We start from the raw sequence: 24662 nt of genomic DNA on the forward strand, positions 1-24662 counted from the left end.
ATGAATAGAATCAATCAGTTATTTGAGAAAAGAAAGCACAATATCCTTTCTATTTATTATACAGCCGGTTTTCCTAATCTGGGAGATACGGTGCGGATTGCGGAGGCATTGGAGGCTGCCGGAGCAGATATGCTTGAAATTGGCTTCCCTTATTCGGATCCGGTTGCAGACGGGCCGGTGATACAGGCCAGCAGTAAACTTGCGCTTGACCATGGTATGGATTTAAACCTGCTTTTTGAGCAATTAAAGGATTTGCGTAAAAAAGTAACCATTCCGGTCTTGTTGATGGGGTATGTAAATCCTGTTTTGCAGTATGGCGTAGAAAATTTTTGTAAAGCTTGTGCTGCTGTTGGGGTAGACGGATGCATTGTTCCTGATTTGCCCATGGTAGAATATGAAGAGTTTTATAAAGATACCTTTCTGGAAAATGGTTTGAGTAATATATTTTTGGTAACCCCACAGACATCACTGGAGCGGATCCATAAGATAGATAGTATCAGTAATGGTTTCATTTATTTGTTGTCTTCTTCTGCAACAACAGGTAAAGACCTGAATGTATCTGATGCCACGGAAAGCTATTTTGCGAGGATTAAAGCCATGGAGCTTAACAATCCTACAATGATTGGCTTTGGGATCAGCAATAAGGCTACTTTTGATAAGGCTTGTAAATATGCCAACGGTGCTATTATTGGAACTGCCTTTGTGAAAGCCCTTGCTAAGGCTGCAACCGCAGAAGATATAGCTGAATTTATGAAAGACTTTAAATAGTATTTCTATTAGGAGATTAGGCCGATGCTAAAGGTAGTCGGCCAAAATCCCTTTACCTTGTCTGATGATTTCAAAATCGCCCGAGGTACAATCTACTACTGTAGAAGCCTCATTATCGCCATAACCACCATCAATAACCAAATCTACAAGGTCTTCGTATTTTTCATGGATCAATTCCGGATCTGTAGAATACTCGAGTAATTCATCATCGTCCTTAATAGAGGTAGAGAGGATTGGATTTCCTAAAACCTTTACAATTTCACGCGCTATAGCATTGTCTGGTACACGAATACCGACTGTTTTTTTATTGGAGCTCAGTAGTTTAGGTACGTTTCCGCTGGCATTGAAAATAAAAGTGAAAGGGCCAGGGAGCGCTTTCTTTAACAACCTGAAAACGGTGGTATCAATTGGCTTTACGTAATCTGAAATATGGCTTAAGTCAGAACAAATGAAAGAGAAATTTGCTTTCTCTGGTTTGATACCTCTGATGCGGCAAATTTTCTCTATGGCTTTTTGGTTGGTGATGTCACAGCCAAGTCCATAAATGGTATCTGTAGGGTAGATAATCAATCCCCCTTTTTTAAGTACCTCTACCACTTGCTCAATAGCTTTGGGATTGGGATTTTCGGGATAGATTTTAACTAACATAGGAAGGGGTATTTATTTGGTTGGTTAGCTTGTAACTAACCAACCGTATTTTATTAAAACTCTGCGTTTTTCGGGAACCTTGGAAAGGCAATAACATCTCTGATATTGGTCATTCCGGTTACAAATAAAACGAGACGCTCAAAACCCAGGCCAAAACCTGCATGAGGAGCAGAGCCAAATCTTCTGGTATCAAGATACCACCAAAGCTCTTCTTGCGGAATGTTCATGTCTTCCATCCGTTTAGTTAAAAGATCAAGACGTTCTTCACGCTGTGAGCCTCCAATCATTTCTCCTATACCAGGGAAAAGGATGTCCATTGCCGCAACAGTTTGTCTGCCTTGCTCATCCGGCTCATTCTGGCGCATGTAGAAAGATTTAATATCTGCAGGATAATCTGTTAGGATTACTGGTTTTTTAAAGTGTTTTTCAACCAGGAAGCGTTCATGTTCTGACTGCAAATCGGCTCCCCACTCGTCAATTAAATATTTAAATTGTTTTTTCTGGTTGGGTTTAGAAGATTTTAAAATCCTGATGGCCTCTGTATAGGTTAATCTTTCAAAGTCATTGTCAAGGCAGAAGTTTAACTTATCAATAAGGGTAAGTTCGCTGCGCTCATTTTGAGGTTTGGACTTTTCTTCTTCCAGCAAGCGGTTGTTTAGAAAATCAATTTCTTCTTTACAGTTTTCTAAAGCGTAGCTGATCACAAATTTCATCATGTCCTCGGCTAACTGCATATTGTCTTCCAGGTCGGCAAAAGCAACTTCTGGCTCAATCATCCAAAACTCTGCAAGGTGACGGGTAGTGTTGGAGTTTTCTGCCCTGAAAGTAGGACCGAAGGTATAGATTTGTCCAAAAGCCATTGCTGCAAGTTCACCTTCCAGCTGACCGGATACAGTAAGGTTTGTAGCGCGTGCGAAGAAATCTTCTGAAAAATCAACTTTACCATCTTCGGTGCGAGGGGTATTGTCGAAATCTAATGTAGTTACTTTAAACATTTCTCCGGCACCCTCTGCATCCGATGCAGTAATTACCGGAGTATGCATATAAACAAAGCCTCTTTCGTTATAGAACTTGTGGATGGCAAAAGCCAGGGCATGACGGACTTTAAATACTGCATTGAAAGTATTGGTACGGAAGCGCAGGTGTGCAATCTCTCTTAAAAACTCAAGGCTATGTTTTTTTGGCTGCAAAGGGAATTTTTCAGGATCACTATCACCTAATATTTCAATTGTAGTTGCTTTAACATCAACCCGCTGTCCTTTACCCAAAGATTCTACTATAGTCCCTGTTACGGCAATAGCAGCGCCAGTGGTAATGCGTTTTAACAATTCTTCTGAGGTATTGGCAAAATCTACTACAATCTGGATGTTTCCCATGCAGGAACCATCATTTAGTGCGATAAATTGGTTGTTGCGAAAAGTACGCACCCAACCCATTACAGTAACTTCTCTATCGAAGGTTGTTGTTTCCAACAAGCTTTTTATTTTTTCTCTTTTAATCATGGTACTTATGGTGGAGCGCTTCAAAAATAGGGATTTCCGGCAATTATTTTGCGGTTTTATTGTTTTTAAGTGGCAGGAAGGTATTTGTTTGGTTTTTTATTGGACTGTATTTTTTAAAGCTATTTTTTAGAGGTTTTTCTTGATTTTTCTGTTGAAAAACGATTAAGGTAGATTTTTTAGCCTCTAATTTTTGTATTTTTTTCTATAAAGTGGTTTTTGTAATATTTTTTGGTGATTTTGTTTGTCTATTTTGAGGGATTTTTGGTGTTTTGAGAACGATTGCATAAATAATTGATGTAATTAGTTGGATTATTTGATAAAAGTTCTCATATTTGTATTGCTCGTTTAATTTATATTTGGTTTTTGAAAGCCTCCTGTACTCATTGCAGGAGGCTTTTCTTGTATTACTGATTTTTTAGGTTAAGGGCATAAAAAAAGCCGGTTGAATGAACAACCAGCTCTGCTTTATAATTAAGTATTTCTTACGCTAAAACTTTAGTAACTAAGTCAGCAGCATCTTTCAATGCAATTGCAGAATATACTTTAAGTCCTGAATCATCAATTAGTTTTTTAGCTTCTACAGCGTTTGTGCCTTGTAAACGGCAGATAATTGGCACAGGGATATCACCAATTTCGTTATAGGCATCAATTACACCCTGCGCAACGCGGTCACAACGTACAATACCACCAAAGATGTTAATCAGGATAGCTTTTACGTTAGGGTCTTTAAGGATGATGTTAAAACCAGCTTTTACAGTTTGTGCATTTGCAGTTCCACCAACGTCTAAGAAGTTTGCAGGCTCGCCACCGGCAATTTTAATGATGTCCATAGTAGCCATAGCTAAACCAGCACCGTTAACCATACAACCTACGTTTCCGTCTAGTTTTACATAGTTAAGGTTTGATTCACTTGCTTCAACATCTGTTGGGTCTTCTTCCAGTTTATCACGCATTGCTGCATAATCAGGATGACGGAACAATGCGTTTTCATCCAAATCAACTTTAGCATCTACCGCAATGATTTTGTCATCAGAAGTTTTTAATACCGGGTTGATCTCAAACATAGAAGAATCTGTAGCGTCATAAGCTTTATAAAGCGCAGTAATAAATTTTACCATTTCTTTAAAAGCAGCACCGCTTACACCAAGGTTAAACGCAATTTTACGTGCCTGAAATCCTTGTAAACCTACTTTAGGGTCAATTTCTTCTTTGAAGATTAAGTGCGGGGTATGTTCTGCAACTTCTTCAATATCCATTCCACCTTCTGTAGAATACATGATGATGTTACGGCCGTTTGCACGGTTTAAAAGTACACTCACATAAAACTCTTTTGTTTCTGAGGCGCCTGGATAATAAACATCCTGAGCAACAAGTACTTTATGTACTTTTTTACCTTCAGCACTGGTTTGTGGAGTTACCAATTGCATTCCTAAAATATCGGTAGCCCTTTGTTTTACTTCGTCAAGGTTTTTGGCAAGCTTAACGCCTCCGCCTTTACCTCTTCCGCCTGCATGTACTTGCGCTTTAATTACCACCCAGTCAGAGTTGTAATCAACTTTCATTTTCTTTGCAGCTTCTACAGCTTGTTCAACAGTTTCGGCAACAATGCCTTCTTGTACGGCAACACCAAAACTTTTAAGTATTTCTTTACCTTGATATTCGTGGATATTCATTTGCTAAAAAATTTGCTCAAATCTACTATTTCAGATTGGTTTTAAAAATTCAATTTTAGTGTTTGTGGTAATTTATGTGATCTATTTATTCTTTTTTTTGAAAAAACTGATGTGTTTGCCAATCTGGATAATTCCAGGAAAGCCATGAAGTTTGTGCGTAATTATGTTCAAAGCTTTCCCTGCGTGCGCTTAATTCATCTTCAAAGGCTGTAATTTGTCCTTGTTGTTCCAAATCTTGCGCTTGTTGTTTAGAAAGTACAGTTGTACTGGTATCTACAACAATGTTACTTAAATAGCGGTAGCGTTTTAAAGGAAGATAAGATTTGAGCATTTCTTTGTTTTTGATAAGTAGGGGTAAGGTCTTATCTGACATGTCTGTTAAATGATCAAGATCCAGCCGGATAGAAGATTCATTGCGGATATTGTAGTTTACGATAAACACATCCCAATTCACCAATCCCAAAACCAGCAGTAATATATACCAAATGGCCCCGTTAACTTTGCAGAGATAAAAGAAAGTCTTTTGTCTTGCTACTTTAAGATAAACTGTAGCAAGGCCTATGCTGCAGAGCAGTAAAAAAACAAGTACACCGATTCGTTTGTAGGTTAATCCATACATGCTGATGTAATTATAATCGCGGTGCAAAACTGAAAGTACCAGAAACCCATTTTGGATAATCCAGATGTAGCTTAATAAACGGATAGTTTTGTTTTTACTATAGAAGTTTAGGTTGCCGCTAAAAAAGTAAAGGATAACCATCATGGCCATAAGGATGCTGAATATTAATGCATTTGTTCCTTCATGCAGCTCGGCCGAATAGTTGGTTGAGGTTAAGCTGTCTGCCTTGGCTAGCCATAATGTGCTGATGTCTATGCTATTTAAGAATAATAAAAGCAGGTTTAGGGCAGAGAAGGAGAGTATGCCGATGATATTTTCTGTTTTTAGCGCCATCTTTCTCTGGTATAAATTGCCTGCAAAAATTGCGATGAACTCCTGGCCTACAGAAAGACTATCGCGTTTTTTTCTCCTCCGTAACATCTGTTCATGCTGCTCCAGTTCATTTTTTTCAATATTACTACTGAATTTGAAGACCACTGCGGCAGTAAATGTGATACCGAGAAAAAGGTGCAAGATCCTGGGTAAATTTAGATCAGCAAAAAAGAAAATGATGAGGCTATTTAAATAGGACAGGATACTGTTACTGAATATTTCCAAATATTTAGCAAAGACTTTATTGGCAGTACTATACAACGCACAAAATATCAAGATCACGATAAGGGGAATGAGAACGTATTTAAACAATTTGAATTCAGGCTTTAAAGATATGTTACCCAATTTTGCGTTAGCTATTCTCTTAATCAGGCTTATAGGTGCGGTGAGGAATTGTAAGCTGGCTGCTAAAATTGCCGTATATACACTTCTAAGCTGTTGAAAATGTGCAAAGCCAATACATACTATGAAACTAATGTACCAGGTAATAACAGATAAAGCAGAATGATTGATGACCACTAACATGGCTGCCAGTAAATGAGAGGCGGAGATGACGATTAATTTTTTGCTTTTTAGGATTTCTTTATCCCAGAACAGCAATACCAGGACAAACAAAGAATAAATAAGCAGGTTGAGTGCCTGCTTTTCCGCCCAGAATAAGTAATTAAAAAGTATACCGCCAGCTAATGTGGCTAAAAGTGGTAAATCTGCTTTTGTTTTCATGATCTATTTTGTGTTAATAAAGTGCTTTGGATTTCAAAGTAATTGATGCTGTAAGTTGGATTTGGTGTGTTATGCCGAATTGCGTGTCTGTTTTTAAAGGTTAGGGTTTGTATTAATTAAAGTACTTTGCACTTCAAAGTTACTGATTGCCTGGTAACATCCAAATTATTTTAATTATTCTTTTTGCAGATCCAGCTATTGCTACTAAGTTAAATACAGATAAGCACTTACTTTTTTATTAGCTTTGTACTCATGCTAAAAGCTATAGGTATAAAAAAGTCATATGGCAGTCTGCCGATTTTAAAAGGTGTAGATTTTGAAGTTGCCAAAGGAGAAATTGTGAGTATTATAGGCGCATCCGGCGCAGGTAAGAGTACACTGCTTCACATTTTGGGCACACTTGATAAGCCAGACGAGGGCACTGTGGAGCTTAATGGCGTTAAAGTGAGTAGTTTATCAGGAGAGTTGCTTAGCGTTTTTAGAAATCAGAATATAGGCTTTGTATTTCAATTTCATCATCTTTTACCAGAATTTACAGCTTTAGAAAATATTTGTATTCCTGCATTTATTGCTAAAACAAGTAAAAAACAGGCAGAACGTAAGGCTTTCGAATTGTTGGAGCTGTTGGGTTTATCAGACCGGGCACAACATAAGCCGGCACAGTTATCTGGTGGAGAGCAACAACGAATTGCAATTGCGCGGGCATTGGTTAATAATCCTGCTATTATATTGGCAGATGAACCTTCGGGTAACCTGGACTCTGCCAATGCACAGGCACTGCACGAATTTTTTATTAAACTGCGCGACAACTTTAAACAAACTTTTATCATTGTAACCCACAACGAAAGCCTGGCTAACATTAGCGATAGGGTGGTTACGATGAAAGACGGAACAATTATATAATGAAGATATTAATAACCGGAGGTAAATCTATCCAGGCCTTGAAGCTGGTTAAAACATTTGAAAATGATGTAGTTGTGCTTGCAGATTATGGCGAGATGCCTTCTTTTCCAACGGTAAACTATAATTTTATTTCACTTGGTGAGCGAAACGACGATGTTATTGCACATAATTTATTGAATCATTGCCTTAACGAAGGGGTAGATGCAATTTTACCATTACAGCATTTTGAACTCAACGAATTGAATAAATCGACTGTCCTTTTCGAAGAATTTAATATTGCGGTATTACAGCCAAAAGAGCATCAGCTCATTAAATCTTAGACAATGCAAGTTGAAAGATTAATTAAAAAATACGACGCTTTTATTTTTGAGCTTGACAATGTAATCTATCCGGAAAAGGATTATGATTTACAGGTGTATTATCTTTTTGCGCAGTTTATAGAATATGCGCTGCAACTGGATGCTGCTGAGGTACTGACTTATATGAAAGAGGTATATGAGCTTGAGGGCGCAGAGGGTATATTTGATAAGACGGCAAAACGATTTAATTTGCCTGCCGAATATCAGGTTAATTTTAGTTTGTTGGAGCAAGGTGCTAAACTTCCGCTAAAACTATTGCTGTTTGATGCTGTACTTCAATTTATAAAACAGTTGATTAACCAGGGGAAGTCTGTTTATTTACTGACAAATGGCGAGCCTTTAAAGCAGCTGAACAAAATTAAGCAGACAGAATGGTATGGCATTGCGCAATACCTAACTGTTTATTTTACCAAAGAATTGTCTGACGGAATTGTTCCTGATGCTTTAAATGTTGTTATGGAAAAACATTCCCTAAATCCTGAAAAGGTTGTTTTTTTTGATGCCACCGAAGTAAATAAAAAAGGCATAAAAGCCACAGGTGTTAAATTACTGTTAATTAGCAAACTGTTTGCACTTTAATTGCGTAGTTTTAAGGGAATTATTAACTGTATGAAATTGAATTTTAAAAAGAGCATTGCCGTTGGGATGTGCTTTGCATTGCTAGCTGTAGCATTTGTATCCTGTAAAAAGAATAAAAATGACGAGCCTTCTGGTTCACGCAAGGAACTTACACTTGACTCTATATTTTTATATGCCAAGCAAGTTTATTATTGGAATGATGCTTTGCCAAGCTATGACGCATTTAACCCGCGTCAGTACAATTCTGGCTCAACTGATCTTGACAGTTACAATAGTGAATTATTTGCTATTTCTCAGTTAAAGATCAACCCACTTACCAACCGTCCGTATGAGTATTATGCTTCTGGTGTGGCTAAGTATTCCAGGATCGATGATAATACTGAAGCCAATCCCTCTGCAACTTCAAGCATGGGACTTGCAGATGTAGACACAGAAGGAAATGGGAACGATATTGGAATTAGGCCAATTTTCTATTTAACTACTAAATCCGAAACCGGACCATATTTGCTTTTTGTCACCGCTGTTTATCAGAATTCTCCAGCAGAGGCTTTAGGGGTTAAAAGGGGATGGGTGATTACAAAAGTTAATAATAAGTCTATTGGTACTAACTATACTACAGAACAGAATACTGTTAGGTCAGCTTTAGCTGCTGGAAGTGTAACTCTTACGGGATATAACTTTATAGATAATGAGCCTTTTAATGTAACGCTAACTAAAACATCCTATAAAAGTAGTCCGGTTTACGCAGATAAGGTGTTTACTATATCCAATAAAAAAATTGGATACTTGTCTTTAGCTAGGTTTTCAATACTGTCTAATCCAAGTTCGAACGCGCCAAGTGATAAAAATTTAGATCCCGTATTTGCAAATTTTTCTGCTCAAGGCATTACTGACTTAATTGTCGACTTAAGGTACAATGGTGGCGGTTATGTAAATACAGCAGAATATCTTGCAAATTTGATAGCACCTTCGAGCCTGGCCGGAAAAAAGATGTATACTGAAATTTACAACTCTACCATGCAGACGGGTAAAGCAACGATTTTGGCTAATCAACCATTGCCTGATCCGAAAGGAAAACTCCAGTATGCTGACGGTAAGTTAGTGACTTATGCAGATGTCGATTATTCACTAACAGCTGAATCTAACAATGCAAATTTCGTAAAAAAGGGTAGTCTAAATACCATTATGAATGTGGTTTTTATTGTATCGAGAAATACCGCTTCTGCTAGTGAATTACTTATCAATGTTTTAAAGCCTTATTTGAATGTCAAACTTGTAGGGGAAACTACCTATGGTAAACCTGTCGGTTTTTTTCCGATAAAAATTGAGAACCGATATGAAGTATATATGCCTATGTTCGAGACTCGGAATTCGAACAATGAGGGCTCGTACTATGCTGGTTTTATACCAAATGTATTTAGTACTAATGATAATTCGATTTATGTATTTGGAGATGAAAGGGAGAGTTATCTATCGTTGGCTTTAAAGGAACTTGTGCCTAGCTCTCAACCCACAAGTACTGATAGGATTGTGAGAGTTGATGGTACTGTTGTTGAAATGCCAAAATTTGACGCTTCCCAAATGAAAGCTGTTAATCCCAATAGTGAGTTTAAAGGGATGATTGAAACACGCCATACAATAAAATAACTAAGATGTAAAAAGCAAAAGGCCTTTATGATTTTCATAGAGGCCTTTTACATATACAGGTATATTATCCTATTGTTTTTTCATCTGGATGGTTGATCTGAAAATAGACTGAATGTCCTTCTTCTCATCAATGTTATTTACAATTTCAAGAATGCCATTTGCTGCGTTGACAAAGAATTCAGGTGTGATGCTCTCGTACTCATCACTGGCTTTATGGTAATCGCTGTGGTCTTCTACGCCGAAGTAGATAAATGGAATTTTCTTTGCATTAAAAGCACCCTGATCGCTTTGATTGGTCCAGTCATCTACCCCTTGTTTAGGATTGTCATGTCCGAAAATTACTTTCAGGTTTGGATTGCTTTGATAAATGTAGCCTTTAAGTTGTGGGTACTTATAGGTGCCGGCTGCATAGAGGATATTCTTTTCATTATGGCTAATCATATCCAGGTTTATATTCAATTTTATACGATCCAGGCTTATGGGTGGGTGAGCTATAAAAGCCTCAGATCCTTTCCAGCCTGCCTCGCCAGCATCAAAGAATGCAAATAACATTGTGTTGTTGGGTTTATGCTTGGCATACCAGCCAGCAATTTTTAAAAGTCCTGCAACTCCCGAGGCGTTATCATCTGCGCCGTTATAAATTTCATTATTGATGACACCAAGGTGGTCATAATGTGCAGAAAACACAATTGTATTCGCGCTTTTTCCGGGAATGTAGGCAATGATATTTTTGGCTGCTATATTTTCACCTTCTTTGCTTTTAAAGCTAAAATTCTGTTCATAATCTTTTAATGAAGGGTAGGAGGTAACGCCCATATCCTTTAAACGTTTTTTGATATATTTTCTGCTCAGCTCAGCTCCTTTAGTCCCGGTTTTACGTCCAGTGTACTCATCTGAAGATAATATCTTCACGTCTTTTAAAAGAAGGTCTGTATTGTCTATGGTATTCGGGTTTTTAACAGAACTGCAGCCGAACAGCATTGCCAAAGAAAGGATATAATAAGGTCTCATTTTAATAATAGTAATAGTTAATTTGGTGTGGAGGCTAATAAGACGATCCAATATATTATAAATATATGACAATTGGAAAATACCGGATAATAAAAAAGCGGGAATGTTCCCGCTTTTTTATTTAACTATTTCTAATCAGGAGATTATCCTAAGTAAGATTTTAAGATTTTGCTCCTTGAAGTGTGACGCAGACGTTGTAATGCCTTGTCTTTAATTTGACGTACACGCTCACGGGTAAGGTTAAACTTCTCACCAATTTCTTCAAGAGATAAAGGGTGATTGGTGCTCAGACCAAAAAACAAGACAATAATTTCGCGTTCGCGTTCTGTTAATGTAGAAAGTGAACGTTTGATTTCTTCAGAAAGTGACTCGTTGATTAAGCTGCTGTCCGTATTTGGTTCATGATTTTCAAGTACGTCTAACAATGTATTTTCTTCACCTTGAACAAAGGGAGCATCCATTGATACATGGCGACCAGAGTTGCTTAAAGTATCAGATATTTTATCTACTGTAGTTTCCAGGATATCTGCCAGTTCTTCAGGAGAAGGCTCACGTTCATATTCCTGCTCTAGTTTAGAAAAGGCCTTACTGATTTTACTCAATGAACCTACCTGATTTAGCGGTAAACGAACAATACGACTTTGCTCTGCAATTGCTTGCAAAATAGATTGACGAATCCACCAAACTGCATAAGAGATAAATTTAAAACCTTTAGTTTCATCAAAACGCTTGGCAGCTTTAATTAAACCCAGGTTTCCTTCATTAATCAAGTCTCCTAAAGTAAGACCTTGATTTTGATATTGCTTGGCAACAGAAACAACAAAACGTAAGTTTGTCTTGGTCAGTCGCTCTAATGCTGCCTGATCCCCTTCACGAATTTTTCGCGCTAATATTACTTCTTCTTCTGCTGTTATTAAATCAACTTTACCAATTTCGTGAAGGTATTTGTCTAAAGATTGACTTTCACGGTTGGTGATAGATTGCGTGATTTTGAGTTGTCTCATTTATATGCTTTGGTGCTCGTTATTTCTTGTAAAAATGCAAAAGTAACAATTTAAAGGCAATCTGGAAAGATAAATTCCTGAAAACGTTACACTTTACGCCTGTTATTTACAGGATAAAACAATAGCAAAAATTATTCCAAAAATACTTTTGTCAGTATTCTGGCAGTTAAGAAGTAGCGCTTATGATTTGAGCCTAAAGGTCTTTTAACGCAAAAGTTTCTTTTAATCGAATTCCTTTTTCTGTCTGCTGTAGTGTACAACATTCATTTACCGAATCATGTTCCAGGTACAGGATATGGTTGTTTTTTGCTGCATCTTCCAGAAATACCTGTTTCTCTTTTAAAGTTTGTAAAGGAAACATGTCATATGCCATTACATAGGGAAGGGGGATATGGCCAATTGATGGCAGCAGATCTGCTGCATATATTATGGTTTGATTTTTATAAGTTAGTTTTGGCAACATCATGGCATCTGTATGTCCAAACGCGAAACCAACTTTAAAACCAGTTATAAAGTCAACATCTTCCTTTTCCTCTATAAATTTTAATTGTCCGCTTTCCTGGATAGGCAGTATGTTGTCTTTTAAAAAAGACGCTTTTTCCCTTGCATTAGGATACACAGCCCAGTTCCAATGTTTTTCGTTGCTCCAGTACGTTGCATTTTTAAAAGCTGGTACTAATTTATCTCCTTTTCGTACAATTGCACCTCCACAGTGGTCAAAATGCAGGTGTGTTAAAAAAACATCAGTAATGTCATCCGTAGAAAAACCTTTGTTGGCCAAAGATTTTGATAGCGTATCGCTACCATGTAAATAATAATGACTCAGGAATTTTTCGTCCTGTTTATCTCCAATTCCTGTATCAATCAAAATTAACCTTTCTCCATCTTCAATCAGCAGGCAACGCATTGCCCAGGTACACATATTATTGGCGTCTGCTGGATTTGTACGCTTCCAAATGGATTTTGGTACAACGCCAAACATGGCGCCACCATCCAATTTAAATAATCCGGTATCTATGGTATGAAGATTCATGTTTAGGATCTGGGTTTGGTGTAAAAATAAAAAACCTGCCGGTTTAATGGCAGGTTTTTATTCAATAAGGTATAAAAAGTGTGTTACAAATGGATAACCTCACCGTATGCATCAGCTGTAGCTTCCATAATTGCCTCACTCATAGTTGGGTGTGGATGAATAGCTTTCAGCATTTCATGACCTGTGGTTTCCAGTTTACGAGCCACAACAATTTCAGCAATCATTTCAGTCACATTAGCACCAATCATGTGGGCACCTAATAATTCACCATATTTGGCGTCATAAATGATTTTAATAAAACCGTCTTTAGCGCCGGCAGCGCTTGCTTTACCTGAAGCAGAAAATGGAAATTTACCAATTTTAAGTTCGTAGCCAGCTGCTTTAGCAGCTTTTTCAGTATATCCTACAGAAGCAATCTCAGGTGTGCAATAGGTACATCCAGGAATGTTATTGTAGTCGATAGGCTCAGCATGTAAACCAGCAATTTTTTCAACGCAGGTAATGCCTTCTGCAGAAGCAACGTGAGCTAAAGCCTGACCGCTTACGATATCACCAATAGCATAATATCCTTTAACGTTTGTTCTGTAGTATTCATCAACTACAACTTTGCCTTTTTCGGTTTTAATTCCGGTTTCTTCCAGGCCAATGTTTTCGATATTGGCCACTACACCAGCAGCAGATAATACAATATCGCATTCAAGCGTCTGCATTCCAGCAGCAGTTTTAACCTGAACTTTACATCCAGCGCCTGAAGTATCAACAGATTCAACACTGGAAGAAGTCATTACATCAATGCCAACTTTTTTGAAGCTACGTAATAATTGTTTAGAGATGTCTTCATCTTCTACAGGAACTATGTTTTCCATGAATTCAACTACGGTTACTTTTGTACCCATAGTTGCATAGAAATAAGCGAATTCCACGCCGATAGCACCAGAACCCACAATCACCATAGATTTTGGTTGCTCAGGTAAAACCATCGCTTGTCTGTAACCAATTACTTTTTTACCATCTTGTTTTACAGTTGGAAGTTCTTTAGATCTTCCGCCAGTAGCAAGAATAATGCTGGTTGCAGTATATTCTTTTAGGGTACCATCAGCAGCTTTAACTTCTACTTTATTGCCTGGTTTAGCTTTACCAGTACCCATAATTACTTCAATCTTGTTCTTTTTCATCAGAAACTGAACACCTTTGCTCATGCCATCAGCTACACCACGGCTACGTTTAATGATCGCAGCAAAATCTGCTTCAGCCGGAGCCACGTTGATGCCATAATCGGCAGCATGGTTGATATATTCAAATACCTGCGCACTTTTTAATAATGCTTTTGTAGGGATACAACCCCAGTTAAGGCATATTCCACCTAAAGACTCGCGTTCAACTATGGCTGTTTTTAAACCCAGCTGAGAAGCTCTGATTGCAGCTACGTATCCGCCCGGACCGCTGCCTATAACAATTAAATCGTAGTTCATATCTATGAAAGGAAATTTCTTATCAAAGCCCAAAATTATAAAAAAATACTGGTAACTCTTAACCGTTATAAATTTCTTTAATTCTGGTTTTTGTGACTATTATTAATATTGAATGTAAATAAGTGTAAGTTATTCACACTAAAAGCGGTCAAATGTTAAATAATCTGTTAAATGTTTATAAATATTAGTTTTATTAATGATTAATTAACATTGAATTTTAAAAAATGTAGCTTTTTAACAATTATCTTTGTGGTGTTATAATTAACTAAAAACAAATTTCAATCAAAAAAGTATGAAGAAAACATTACTAATTGTATTTATGGCAATTTTAAGCTTTAGCTTAAAGGCGCAGATCACGACTTCTACCTTAAGTGGTTTGGTTCGTGACAACACAGCGGGTATTCCTGGGGCTACGGTAGTAGCTGTTCATACTCCTACTGGTACAAAATACTCGACAAATACTCGTTCAGACGGAAGATTTACGCTGTCAAACGTTAATATTGGCGGTCCTTATACTATTACTGTAACTTATGTTGGCTATCAGCCGCTAGCAAAAAGTGGCGTAACTGCTGCTTTGGGTGATGACGTTAAAGTTGACTTTAATTTGCAGTCCGATACAAGACAATTGCAAGAAGTTAAGGTAACTGGTGCTAAAAGAACAAACTCTGCATTTGATAAAAATTCATTAAATACAACGACAGTATTTGATGCTGAGAAATTGGCTTCCACACCAACTATGAACAGGAATTTGAATGATTTTGTTAGACACACTCCACAAGCGAAGGCGGATTATCAGGGAGGTATCTCAATAGCAGGTCAGAATAATAAATATAATTCAGTAAGTATTAATGGAGCTCCGGCAAATGATCAATTTGGTTTAGCTGCAACTGGAACAAACGGTGGTCAGGCAAGCTCTTCTCCCATCCCGGTAGATGCTATTGATCAGCTTCAGGTCAACGTTAGTCCATTTGATGTTAGGTATTCAGGCTTTTTGGGTGGATCAATAAACGCAGTTACAAAATCTGGTACAAATAAAGTGACGGGTGGTTTTTCTTATTTTCTAAGAAATCAAAACCTTGCTGGTAAAACACCCACAGATAATGAATCGATTGAGCGTATCAAGCTTCCAGATTTTACAGCAAAAACATACAGTGCTAATTTAGGTGGAGCATTGATAAAAAATAAGCTATTTTTATTTGTTGCAGGAGAGTACCAGAAATCTGAAACTCCTAAAGTATTTGATTACGCTACTTATACAGGTGCCGTTACTCAAACTCAAATTGAATCATTAATAAATACCCTTAAAGGCCCTAAGTATAACTATGATCCAGGGAATTACTTAAATAACCCTGCAATTGTAGATAGAAAAGCAATCACTGCAAAATTAGATTGGAATATCAGCTCTAAACATCAGTTCTCTTTGTTCTATAATTACATAGATGCTAAAAATGTAAGTACCTTAGCTAGTTCAAGAACTGCCATTAACTTTGATAATGGCGCTATTGTGTATCCAAATAAAACGCATCAATTTACTGGAGAATTGAAATCCAATTTTTCAAATAAGGTTTCTAATAGTTTGCTGATTGGTTATACCGATGTATTAGATGATAGGGGAAGTAAAGGTAGCCCATTTCCTAGTGTAACTATTAGAGATGGTGCTTCCTCAAATATATATTTTGGTACGGAGGCATTTAGTGCTGCTAATCAGTTGAAGCAAAAAACTTATAGTTTAATCAATGAAACAAAATTATATTCTGGTCAACATACATTCTCATTAATTGAGGATGCGGAATATAATGATTATTATAATTTATTTATCCGCCAGGCTTATGGCGCATATGTATATAGCAGTTTGGATAATTTCCTTAACGATGCTGGACCTGCATCCTATAACTATTCCTACTCTCTAGTGGATGACATCATTGGGGATGGTTCTGCAGCGGCAGCTAAGTTTAAAACTTACAGAGTAGGTCTGGCCTTGCAAGACAAATGGGATCTAGCTACTAATACTACAATCATGTTAGGCTTACGTGGAGACCTTATTGGATATGGCAATAATCCTATTGAAGATACTTACTTTAATAATACAGCATTAGGTTACATTCAAAATGTTTATAACCTTGATGGTGCTCGTTCTGGCCAGGCTCCAAAAGCTTATATCTCATTATCCCCTCGTTTTGCTATTAAACATAGCTTAAATGATGGCGCTACTCAGTTTCGTGGAGGTATGGGCTTATTCCAGGCAAGGATTACAGCTGTAACTCCTGGAGGTATGTTTTCTAACAGCGGTACCTTGATTGGTGGAACTCAAGGATCTCCTACTAATAATCCTCTATTGAATGGAGTACCCCTGCCTTTCCAACCTGATGTGAATAAGCAATACAGAGCGGAACGTTTTGGTGCGGCTGCAAGCAGTCCTTCTGGAGAGATCAATATTATGGCTAAAAACTATAAGTCTCCAAAGGTAGTTAAGTTCAATTTTGCTGTAGATCAAAAATTACCTGGAGATATCATTGCATCATTGGAAGGTAACTACACTGTAAATGTTAACCAGACGATGTATTATAACGTAAACTTAATTCGTTCTCAAGCAAATGCTGTAGGTGTTGACAATCGTCCATTATATTCTACAACAAAAATTGACTTTAATCCTAGCACAGCAGGTATACAAAATCCTTATACCAATGTTTATTTAGTTACTAATGGAGGTTCTCCTGGAAGATCTTATGTAGTATCTGCATCCTTGGCTAAAAAGTTCCCAATGGGACTTGATGTGTCTACATCATATACTTATTCAAGAGCATTGGTAGTGAATGAACCTACCAGTAGCCAGAACTCTTCTCAATGGAGAAATATGGAGACTGCTTATGGTAAGAACATGGTATCATTGAGTAATTCTGATTTTGATTTTGGTCACTTAATTAGAGCAAATGCAACTTACACTAAAGACTGGTTTAAATTTGGTGGAACTTCAATAGGCCTGTTTTATACTGGTCAGTCAGGTACTAGATTTACTTATGTTTCTAGAAATAGTATCCTAGGTGACGATGGATTTGCTACTAATAATGATTTGATCTATGTGCCTAATGCTGCTTCCGAGCTAAATTTTGTTCCATTGACTCTAAATGGCGTTACTTATACTGCTGCTCAGCAGAGTGCTGCATTTGATAATTATATCAATAACGATCCTTACTTGAAAAAAAGAAGAGGAAATTATGCAGAACGTAACGGTGGCCGTTTGCCTTTTGTGAATATGTTTGATTTACATGCTGAGCAGAACTTCTTTGTAAAAATTGGAAATTCTAAGCAGCACTTAGCAGTTTCATTTGATATCAATAACGTTGGAAACCTGTTGAATAAAAATTGGGGAAGATTTTACTACTTAACTAATGATAACTATCAGTTGTTGACTGTTACTGCAGTAAATGCTACAACGAGAGTTCCTTCATATACCTTTAATCCAACGGTACTTAATGCTAAAGACAATGCCTTCAGTATTCAGGATTTCTCGAATTACAATTCTTCGAGATGGACTGGACAGTTAGGTCTTAAATACTTTTTTAACTAAAATTCAATAAAAAAGAATCAAGCCCTGGCAATCTGCCAGGGCTTTTTTTTTGGCTAAAATAATGTTCTCTTCAAAGACATGCAGATTTTTGCCCTTCAGCAAAGAGGATAAGAAGAAGGACATCATTTTGCTTAGTGTCCTTTTTACACCCAATCATAAGATTGTCATAAACTCTTAAACAATAAACAAGCTGTTCTGAATTTCTGTTTCTTTGTAACCGAATGAACATTCAATTAGAAGATAATAAACGCACAGCTATCCTAAACAGCACGCTTACGCTGGTTAAAGAACATGGCTTTCATGGTACGCCAATGAGCCAGATTGCAAAGAACGCAAATGTAGCTGCTGGTACCATCTATCATTATTTCGATTCCAAAGAAACCTTAATGGTAGAACTACATCGCTACACTAAAAATAAACTTGGTGAAGCGATAGTTAAAGGTGATGATGATACTAAACCTTACAAGGAACGGTTTTTCCACTTTATGCTAAATCATTATCACTATTACATCGAAAACGATGCTGCCCTTTATTTTCTGGAGCAATACATCAATTCGCCTTATGCTAAGAATTTTCCTGACAAGGGAACCAATGCTTTTACAGAAATCATTATTCCCTTTTTTACCAAAGGCATAGAAGAGGGGTATATTAAGAATATTGACTCCCGATTGCTTTGGCCAACAATTAGAGGCACATTAGTTGCTGCTGCAACATTTAAATTATCTGAACATATGCTTTATTCTGAAGAAGATATTTTAGAAGTAGTCACCATCATCTGGGATGGCGTAAAAAAACAATAATTATGAATCTCAACACACAATTAATATATGAAAATAAATAGAATAGTTTTACTGTTTCTTCTGGGCTTACCAGGACTGGTTCCATTAGGAGTAGTGGCACAGACCGTAAATCAGGAAAAACCACTTGGTAACGCAACTTTACAACAAGTGATTGATTATGCACTTGGAAACAAACCTGCAATTCAGCAATCGCTATTGGATGAAGAAATTGGCGAACGCGATATCAAATCTGCTTTATCGGGTTGGTTGCCGCAAATTAACGGTACCGGTACATTTAATCATAACTTTAAACAGCAGTCGTCCATTCTAACCACTAACGGAGTTCAAAATTTAATCACCGTAGGCGCAAAAAATACTTCTGCTTTAGTGTTACAGGCTGATCAACAATTTTTAAATGCCGGATTAATTCAGGCCTCCAAAACCGCCAAGTACTTTAGACAACAGTATAAACAAAATACAGAAAACACACGTATCAATACGGTAGTTGAAGTAAGTAAAGGTTTTTACGATATATTAACCAGCAAAGAGCAATTGAATATTGTGAATGAAAATATTGCCCGTTTACAAAAACAGCTAAAAGATGCAAAAGCTCAATATGAGGCAGGTTTGGTTGATAAAACCGACTATCAACGTGCGCAAATCAGTCTAAGTAATTCTCAGGCCGATAAAAAACGTACGGAAGAGTTGCTTAAATACAAATACACCTATTTAAAGGAACTGATAGGCTATAACTCAACGCAGGAGTTTACTTTAAACTACGCAGCTGATGAAATGGAAAAAGGAATAGTGCTTGACACCGTACAGACCTTAAACTATCAAAGCAGGGTAGAATATCGCTTGCTGGAAACTCAAAAGCAATTGCAGAAAATTAACACCAGTTACAATAAATGGAGTTATTCACCTACACTTTCTGGTTTCTACAATTATAGCTTCAATTATCAAAATGCAACCCTGGGAGATTTATACAATACCAATTATCCAGGATCTGTACTTGGACTTAAATTGGCGATTCCTATTTTTCTTGGTGGAAAGCGCACCCAGGAGATCAGAAAAGCACAGCTTCAGGAGCGTAAAGTAGAGCTTGATTTGTTCAATATCAAAAATCAGATTAACAGTCAGTACGATCAGGCCATGGCAACTTACAAAGCCAACCTAAACGATTGGAAAACCGCCCGTGCCAATGTAGAAATCTCCAAACAAGTTTACAATACCATCAAATTACAGTATGATGAAGGCATTAAAACTTACCTGGATTTAATGACTTCAGAGACAGATTTGCGTACTGCACAATTAAATTACTTAAACTCACTATATAGCCTGCTTTCTTCTAAGCTGGATGTACAACAAGCATTAGGAACCATTACCGTAACTCAACAATAAGCACAAATGAACACACACATAAAACTCGGCATCGTCATCTTAGGCGCTTTAACCATCGCATCTTGCGGTAATTCTGATAAGAATGCACAGCAGCAGGGGCCACCTCCGGCTACTCCCGTTACTACATATACGGTAGAAGAAAAATCGGTAACCACTACAGATACCTATCCAGGTGTAGTAGTTGCATTAAATGAAGTTGAGTTACGCCCACAAGTTGGCGGTTACATCACTGCCATTTATGTTAAAGATGGTCAGAAGGTAAGTAAAGGACAAAAACTTTATGAAGTAGACCGTACCAAATACCTTGCAGCTTATAATTCTGCAAAGGCTGATGTGGCGGTTGCAAAGGCAAACAGAGACAAAACTAAAAAGGATGCCGACCGTTATACTAAACTTGCAGAGCAAGATGCAGTAGCTAAACAACGTGTTGATTATGCACTTACAGATCTTGCAAATGCAGAATCTCAGGTTGCAGCAGCACAAGCACAGCTGGCATCTGCCGCTAATGATTTACAGCGTGCAACCATTACCTCGCCACTTACCGGCACAATTGGAATATCACAAGTTAAATTGGGTGCATTTGTATCTCCGGGAACAACTATTTTAAACACTGTTTCTACCAATGATCCAATTGCTGTGGATATCGCAGTTAACCAGGCAGAAATCCCTCGTTTTTTAGCCTTACAAAAAGATCCATCTGCAGTTAGGGACTCTGTATTCAGCGTTCAATTGCAAGACGGAACTATTTTTAAAGGATTGGGACGTATTGTTACCATAGATCGTGCAGTTGACCCTCAAACAGGTACCATTAAAGTGAGATTAAGCTATCCTAATGCAAGCGGTAATTTAATTGCTGGTATGACGGTTAATCTTCTTGCGCTTAATAAAGCATCAGAAAAGCAATTAATTATCCCTTACAAATCTGTTGTAGAGCAATTGGGAGAATTTAACGTTTACGTTGTGGGCGATAGCAGTAAAGCAGAACCTAGAATTATTAAACTTGGTAAAGAAGTTAACCAGGACATCGTGGTAAGCAGTGGCTTAAAGCGTGGTGACGTAATTGTAGTAGAAGGTGTACAAAATGTAAGGCCGGGTGCGGTGGTTCAACCTGCATCTGCGGCAGAAGCAAACGGACAACAACCGGCAGCAGCAGCACCTAAGAAATAACTTAATAGAATTTCAATATGATATCAGAAGTATTTATAAGACGACCGGTCACCGCCATCGTTATCTCCATATTAATTGTACTGATCGGAACAATTGTGATTACCACATTACCGATCAGTCAGTACCCTAACATTGCCCCTCCAACAGTTACCGTAACAGGCACCTATACTGGTGCGGATGCGGCAACTGTTGAACAAACGGTAACTACGCCGATAGAAAGTCAAATTAACGGAACTCCAGGTATGAAGTACCTGTCATCGAACAGTACTTCAGATGGTCGTTCAGCCATCACAGTAACGTTTGATGTTGGTACAAACATCGATATCGCTGCCCTTGATGTTCAAAACAGGGTAGGTATTGCAGAACCTGCACTTCCAGAAGCGGTTCGCCGTTTAGGTGTAACCACTAAAAAGGCTAACAATGACATTTTGATGGTTGTAGGTTTGTATTCCCCAAATGGAACTTACGACCAGAAATTTATTTCCAACTATGTCAACTTATACGTTAAGGATGCGTTATTGCGTATTCCGGGTGTAGGGGATGTTCAGGCATTTGGTCAGCCTTTTAGTATGCGGGTTTGGCTGGATGCAAGTAAGCTTGCCCGTTTAGGTTTAACACCGGCAGATGTATCTACGGCGATTTCTGAGCAAAACTCCCGTATTCCAGGGGGTACAGTAGGTGGACCGCCACAAAATGACAACCAGACCTTTGAGTTTTCGGTGGTATTGGATGGTGATTTAAATACTGAAGAACAGTTCAGAAACATCATTATCAAAAATGGTACTGACGGTGCGCCTGTTTACCTTAAAGATATTGCACGTGTAGAACTTGGTGAGTTTAGCTATGCTACCAGATCTAAAATTAATGGTAAGGTAGCTTCTATGATGGCCATTAACCAAACGCCTGGTGGTAATGCGGTGCAAACGGCTGATGGTATAGATAAAACCTTAGAAGAACTGAAAAAATCCTTTCCGAAAGATTTAGACTATAAAGTTGGTTACGAAACCGTTTCTATTGTAAAGGTGTCCATTAGCGAAGTAATCCATACCCTTGTGGAGGCCCTTATTTTGGTAACTATAGTGGTATTCTTCTTCCTGCAAAGCTGGAGGGCTACCTTAATTCCTGTTCTTGCCATTCCGGTTTCCATTATCGGTACATTTATCCTCTTTACCTTATTCGGTTTCTCTATCAACGTGCTCACCATGTTTGGTTTTGTACTGGCCATTGGTATTGTGGTAGATGATGCCATTGTAGTGGTAGAGGCTGTGCAGCATTATATGGACCACGACGGTCTGTCTGCTCCTGATGCAACACGCAGGGCCATGAAAGACATTACCGCTCCGGTTATTGCCATCGCTTTAATTCTTGCGGCTGTATTTATACCAGTAGGATTTATACCGGGTATGGTTGGTCAGTTGTATCAGCAGTTTGCAATTACCATTGCGGTTTCCGTATTGATCTCTGCCTTTATTGCGTTATCACTTACGCCTGCTTTGTGTTCACTGCTGCTTACGCCAATGAACCTCACCAAAGACTCTAAAGGCTTAAACAAGTTTTTCTTTAAGTTCAATACCTGGTTTGCGAAGGTTACCCATAATTACTCTAATGGCGTAAAGTGGGCACTCAAAAAAGCACCTTTGGTCATGGTCATCCTGGCCTGTATCTATGTAGGTACAGTGGGTATGTTCATGAAAAAACCATCAGGTTTTATTCCTAATGAGGATGCTGGTATCTTTTTGATGGGGGTAACCCTTCCAGAAGGTGCTTCTGCAGCCCGTACTGATGTTTTTATAAAAAGGATTACAGAAAGCATTCAAAAGAAATATCCTGAGGTTAAAAACATCACCTCAATTGGTGGTATCAACATTTTGAACCGTTCATTTAAGTCCAATGCTGCAACATTCTTTGTGCAGTTAAAAAACTGGGATGATCGTGAGGCAGATGTGGCTACGGTTATTGCCGGGGTTACTAAAGATTTTGCAGGTGATAAAGATGGTAGTGTACTGGTTGTAGCACCACCTCCAATTCCGGGTCTAGGTATCAGTGGAGGTTTCTCTTTACAAATCCAGGAAAAACAAACCGGAGATATCAAAAAGTTTGAAGCCAACGTGGGTAAATTCCTTGCTGCGGCTAACCAACGCCCTGAAATTGGAATGGCTTATACCTTGTTTAACGCGCGTACCCCAAATTATCAACTTCATGTAGATAGAGAGCAAGCGAAAAAAATGGGTGTTTCTATAGGATCTATTTATAGTACCATATCTGCTTATTTGGGTAGTAGCTACGTAAATGATTTTACAAAGTACGGTCGTAACTTTAGGGTAGTTACACAAGCGGATACCAATTATAGAAGCAGTATTGAAAATCTGAATCAGCTGTACGTTAAAAATGCAGCGGGAACTCCGGTACCAATGACTTCCCTGGTTTCTTATAAAACTGTAGAAAATGCATCCATCATCAACCACTTTAACCTGTTCAGGTCTATCGAGGTTAGTGGATCGGCCAAGCCGGGCTATAGTTCTGGTGATGCCTTAAAAGCATTGCAGGAAGTAGCGGCTCAAACTTTACCATCAAACTATACTTATAATTTCTCTGGTTTAAGTTTGGAAGAAACGGAGGCCGGTAACAGTACTACTTTAATCTTTGGATTGATTGTAGTGTTTGTATTCCTGCTGTTAGCGGCGCTATATGAAAGCTGGTCGGTACCATTCTCTATCTTACTTGCTGTACCACTTGGCTTGTTTGGTGCAATTCTGGCACTTATATTTCTGCCTAAGCTCGACAATAACATTTATGCACAGGTAGGTTTGATTACGCTAATTGGTCTCTCTGCAAAAAATGCGATTCTGATTGTAGAGTTTGCTAAAGAAAGGGTAGACTGGGGCATGGAATTAATTGCTGCAACTATTGAAGCGGTTAGGTTACGTTTGCGTCCTATCGTGATGACTTCTCTTGCCTTTATATTAGGGGTTATTCCATTGATTATCTCTTCTGGGGCCGGTGCAGTATCCCGTAAAACAATTGGCTGGACGGTTGCCGCAGGTATGGTTTCGGCTACTTTCCTGGCTATCTTTATTGTACCGGTACTGTTTGTACTGATTACTAAAATAGCGTATGGTAAAAAGAAACTGGCAGAATTGCAGGCTTCTTACAATCCGGACGATCATAAAGATACGCTTCATGCTGATGAAGATTAATAGCTAAATAGAACAGGTAAGCTTCTCATCCTCAAATCTTTGAAGGAAGTTTTGTAGGTCTTCGAAGTATACCTGTTCTTTTTTTAAAATGCTAACAAACCGGATGCAGTGTTTAAGGTACTGACAAACTATACGAGCATAAAACAGCCGCTTACCATATAAAAGGTTGGCGGCTGTTTTGTGTATTGAAGATCTGCTTGTCTGAATTCTGAAAAAAAATAGGTTGTCCTTTAATCG

At 38.0% G+C, this 24662-nt stretch carries 18 protein-coding genes; 10 read left to right on the top strand and 8 right to left on the bottom strand.

The window, feature by feature from the left end; translation table 11 throughout:
* Positions 1-768: a tryptophan synthase subunit alpha gene (gene trpA, locus LPB86_RS11455; protein WP_230643889.1), complete on the top strand. Its 768-nt coding sequence runs from the start codon at positions 1-3 to the stop codon at positions 766-768.
* A 27-nt stretch (positions 769-795) separates the two neighbouring features.
* On the opposite strand, the gene LPB86_RS11460 is transcribed toward trpA, so the two are convergent.
* From LPB86_RS11460 to LPB86_RS11475, 4 genes are all read right to left on the bottom strand, one after another.
* A complete protein-coding gene (locus LPB86_RS11460; RefSeq protein WP_230643892.1) occupies positions 796-1416 on the bottom strand; it encodes an L-threonylcarbamoyladenylate synthase in 621 nt (206 codons plus the stop codon).
* Between the two features lie 53 nt (positions 1417-1469).
* Complete coding sequence (gene asnS / locus LPB86_RS11465) at positions 1470-2918, bottom strand: asparagine--tRNA ligase (RefSeq protein ID WP_230643894.1); 1449 nt, start codon at positions 2916-2918, stop codon at positions 1470-1472.
* A gap of 482 nt (positions 2919-3400) precedes the next feature.
* Positions 3401-4591 carry an ADP-forming succinate--CoA ligase subunit beta gene (gene sucC / locus LPB86_RS11470; RefSeq protein ID WP_230643895.1) on the bottom strand — a complete coding sequence of 397 codons (1191 nt, stop codon included), beginning with the start codon at positions 4589-4591 and terminating at the stop codon, positions 3401-3403.
* An 85-nt stretch (positions 4592-4676) separates the two neighbouring features.
* Entirely contained in the window at positions 4677-6305 is a 1629-nt protein-coding gene (locus LPB86_RS11475; protein ID WP_230643898.1) for a DUF4173 domain-containing protein, read from the bottom strand.
* A gap of 252 nt (positions 6306-6557) precedes the next feature.
* Between LPB86_RS11475 and LPB86_RS11480 the strand changes: the two genes are divergently transcribed.
* Genes LPB86_RS11480 through LPB86_RS11495 form a run of 4 tightly spaced genes read left to right on the top strand, consistent with a single transcriptional unit; the run spans position 6558 to position 9793 of the window.
* On the top strand, positions 6558-7208 hold the full coding sequence (locus LPB86_RS11480) for an ABC transporter ATP-binding protein (protein ID WP_230643900.1): 651 nt from the start codon (positions 6558-6560) through the stop codon (positions 7206-7208).
* Positions 7208-7528 (top strand): hypothetical protein, encoded by a 321-nt coding sequence (locus LPB86_RS11485; RefSeq protein ID WP_230643901.1) that lies wholly within the window; start codon positions 7208-7210, stop codon positions 7526-7528. Before LPB86_RS11480 ends, LPB86_RS11485 begins: the two co-directional genes overlap by 1 nt.
* A 3-nt stretch (positions 7529-7531) precedes the next feature.
* Positions 7532-8146 carry an HAD hydrolase-like protein gene (locus LPB86_RS11490; RefSeq protein WP_230643903.1) on the top strand — a complete coding sequence of 205 codons (615 nt, stop codon included), beginning with the start codon at positions 7532-7534 and terminating at the stop codon, positions 8144-8146.
* Positions 8147-8176: 30 nt separating this feature from the next.
* Entirely contained in the window at positions 8177-9793 is a 1617-nt protein-coding gene (locus LPB86_RS11495; protein WP_230643904.1) for a S41 family peptidase, read from the top strand.
* 69 nt (positions 9794-9862) lie between these two features.
* On the opposite strand, the gene LPB86_RS11500 is transcribed toward LPB86_RS11495, so the two are convergent.
* From LPB86_RS11500 to lpdA, 4 genes are all read right to left on the bottom strand, one after another.
* The gene (locus LPB86_RS11500) at positions 9863-10804 is read right to left on the bottom strand and encodes a M28 family peptidase (RefSeq protein ID WP_230643905.1); all 942 of its coding nucleotides are present in this window, start codon (positions 10802-10804) and stop codon (positions 9863-9865) included.
* 143 nt (positions 10805-10947) lie between these two features.
* Complete coding sequence (locus tag LPB86_RS11505) at positions 10948-11808, bottom strand: RNA polymerase sigma factor RpoD/SigA (RefSeq protein ID WP_008242129.1); 861 nt, start codon at positions 11806-11808, stop codon at positions 10948-10950.
* 193 nt (positions 11809-12001) lie between these two features.
* Complete coding sequence (locus tag LPB86_RS11510) at positions 12002-12841, bottom strand: MBL fold metallo-hydrolase (protein WP_230643907.1); 840 nt, start codon at positions 12839-12841, stop codon at positions 12002-12004.
* 83 nt (positions 12842-12924) lie between these two features.
* Positions 12925-14313 carry a dihydrolipoyl dehydrogenase gene (gene lpdA, locus LPB86_RS11515; RefSeq protein WP_230643908.1) on the bottom strand — a complete coding sequence of 463 codons (1389 nt, stop codon included), beginning with the start codon at positions 14311-14313 and terminating at the stop codon, positions 12925-12927.
* 292 nt (positions 14314-14605) lie between these two features.
* Between lpdA and LPB86_RS11520 the strand changes: the two genes are divergently transcribed.
* The 5 genes from LPB86_RS11520 to LPB86_RS11540 all read left to right on the top strand — a co-directional run bounded on the left by LPB86_RS11520 (position 14606) and on the right by LPB86_RS11540 (position 24425).
* Complete coding sequence (locus LPB86_RS11520) at positions 14606-17881, top strand: TonB-dependent receptor (protein WP_230643910.1); 3276 nt, start codon at positions 14606-14608, stop codon at positions 17879-17881.
* 221 nt (positions 17882-18102) lie between these two features.
* Positions 18103-18681 (top strand): TetR/AcrR family transcriptional regulator, encoded by a 579-nt coding sequence (locus LPB86_RS11525; protein WP_230643912.1) that lies wholly within the window; start codon positions 18103-18105, stop codon positions 18679-18681.
* 27 nt (positions 18682-18708) lie between these two features.
* Positions 18709-20061, top strand: coding sequence for a TolC family protein (locus LPB86_RS11530; protein ID WP_230643914.1), 1353 nt, complete (start codon positions 18709-18711; stop codon positions 20059-20061).
* Between the two features lie 6 nt (positions 20062-20067).
* Positions 20068-21228, top strand: a complete 1161-nt coding sequence (locus tag LPB86_RS11535) for an efflux RND transporter periplasmic adaptor subunit (RefSeq protein ID WP_230643916.1) — start codon at positions 20068-20070, stop codon at positions 21226-21228.
* 17 nt (positions 21229-21245) lie between these two features.
* Positions 21246-24425 (top strand): efflux RND transporter permease subunit, encoded by a 3180-nt coding sequence (locus LPB86_RS11540; RefSeq protein ID WP_230643918.1) that lies wholly within the window; start codon positions 21246-21248, stop codon positions 24423-24425.
* Positions 24426-24662 lie beyond the last annotated feature (237 nt).

The sequence above is a fragment of the Pedobacter sp. MC2016-14 genome (genome assembly GCF_020991475.1).
Classification (GTDB): domain Bacteria; phylum Bacteroidota; class Bacteroidia; order Sphingobacteriales; family Sphingobacteriaceae; genus Pedobacter.

Excerpts from the sequence above, each read along its gene's own strand:
- trpA (WP_230643889.1), top strand. The coding sequence starts at position 1 with ATGAATAGAATCAATCAGTTATTTGAGAAAAGAAAGCACAATATCCTT.
- LPB86_RS11460 (WP_230643892.1), bottom strand. The coding sequence starts at position 1,416 with ATGTTAGTTAAAATCTATCCCGAAAATCCCAATCCCAAAGCTATTGAG.
- asnS (WP_230643894.1), bottom strand. The coding sequence starts at position 2,918 with ATGATTAAAAGAGAAAAAATAAAAAGCTTGTTGGAAACAACAACCTTC.
- sucC (WP_230643895.1), bottom strand. The coding sequence starts at position 4,591 with ATGAATATCCACGAATATCAAGGTAAAGAAATACTTAAAAGTTTTGGT.
- LPB86_RS11475 (WP_230643898.1), bottom strand. The coding sequence starts at position 6,305 with ATGAAAACAAAAGCAGATTTACCACTTTTAGCCACATTAGCTGGCGGT.
- LPB86_RS11480 (WP_230643900.1), top strand. The coding sequence starts at position 6,558 with ATGCTAAAAGCTATAGGTATAAAAAAGTCATATGGCAGTCTGCCGATT.
- LPB86_RS11485 (WP_230643901.1), top strand. The coding sequence starts at position 7,208 with ATGAAGATATTAATAACCGGAGGTAAATCTATCCAGGCCTTGAAGCTG.
- LPB86_RS11490 (WP_230643903.1), top strand. The coding sequence starts at position 7,532 with ATGCAAGTTGAAAGATTAATTAAAAAATACGACGCTTTTATTTTTGAG.
- LPB86_RS11495 (WP_230643904.1), top strand. The coding sequence starts at position 8,177 with ATGAAATTGAATTTTAAAAAGAGCATTGCCGTTGGGATGTGCTTTGCA.
- LPB86_RS11500 (WP_230643905.1), bottom strand. The coding sequence starts at position 10,804 with ATGAGACCTTATTATATCCTTTCTTTGGCAATGCTGTTCGGCTGCAGT.
- LPB86_RS11505 (WP_008242129.1), bottom strand. The coding sequence starts at position 11,808 with ATGAGACAACTCAAAATCACGCAATCTATCACCAACCGTGAAAGTCAA.
- LPB86_RS11510 (WP_230643907.1), bottom strand. The coding sequence starts at position 12,841 with ATGAATCTTCATACCATAGATACCGGATTATTTAAATTGGATGGTGGC.
- lpdA (WP_230643908.1), bottom strand. The coding sequence starts at position 14,313 with ATGAACTACGATTTAATTGTTATAGGCAGCGGTCCGGGCGGATACGTA.
- LPB86_RS11520 (WP_230643910.1), top strand. The coding sequence starts at position 14,606 with ATGAAGAAAACATTACTAATTGTATTTATGGCAATTTTAAGCTTTAGC.
- LPB86_RS11525 (WP_230643912.1), top strand. The coding sequence starts at position 18,103 with ATGAACATTCAATTAGAAGATAATAAACGCACAGCTATCCTAAACAGC.
- LPB86_RS11530 (WP_230643914.1), top strand. The coding sequence starts at position 18,709 with ATGAAAATAAATAGAATAGTTTTACTGTTTCTTCTGGGCTTACCAGGA.
- LPB86_RS11535 (WP_230643916.1), top strand. The coding sequence starts at position 20,068 with ATGAACACACACATAAAACTCGGCATCGTCATCTTAGGCGCTTTAACC.
- LPB86_RS11540 (WP_230643918.1), top strand. The coding sequence starts at position 21,246 with ATGATATCAGAAGTATTTATAAGACGACCGGTCACCGCCATCGTTATC.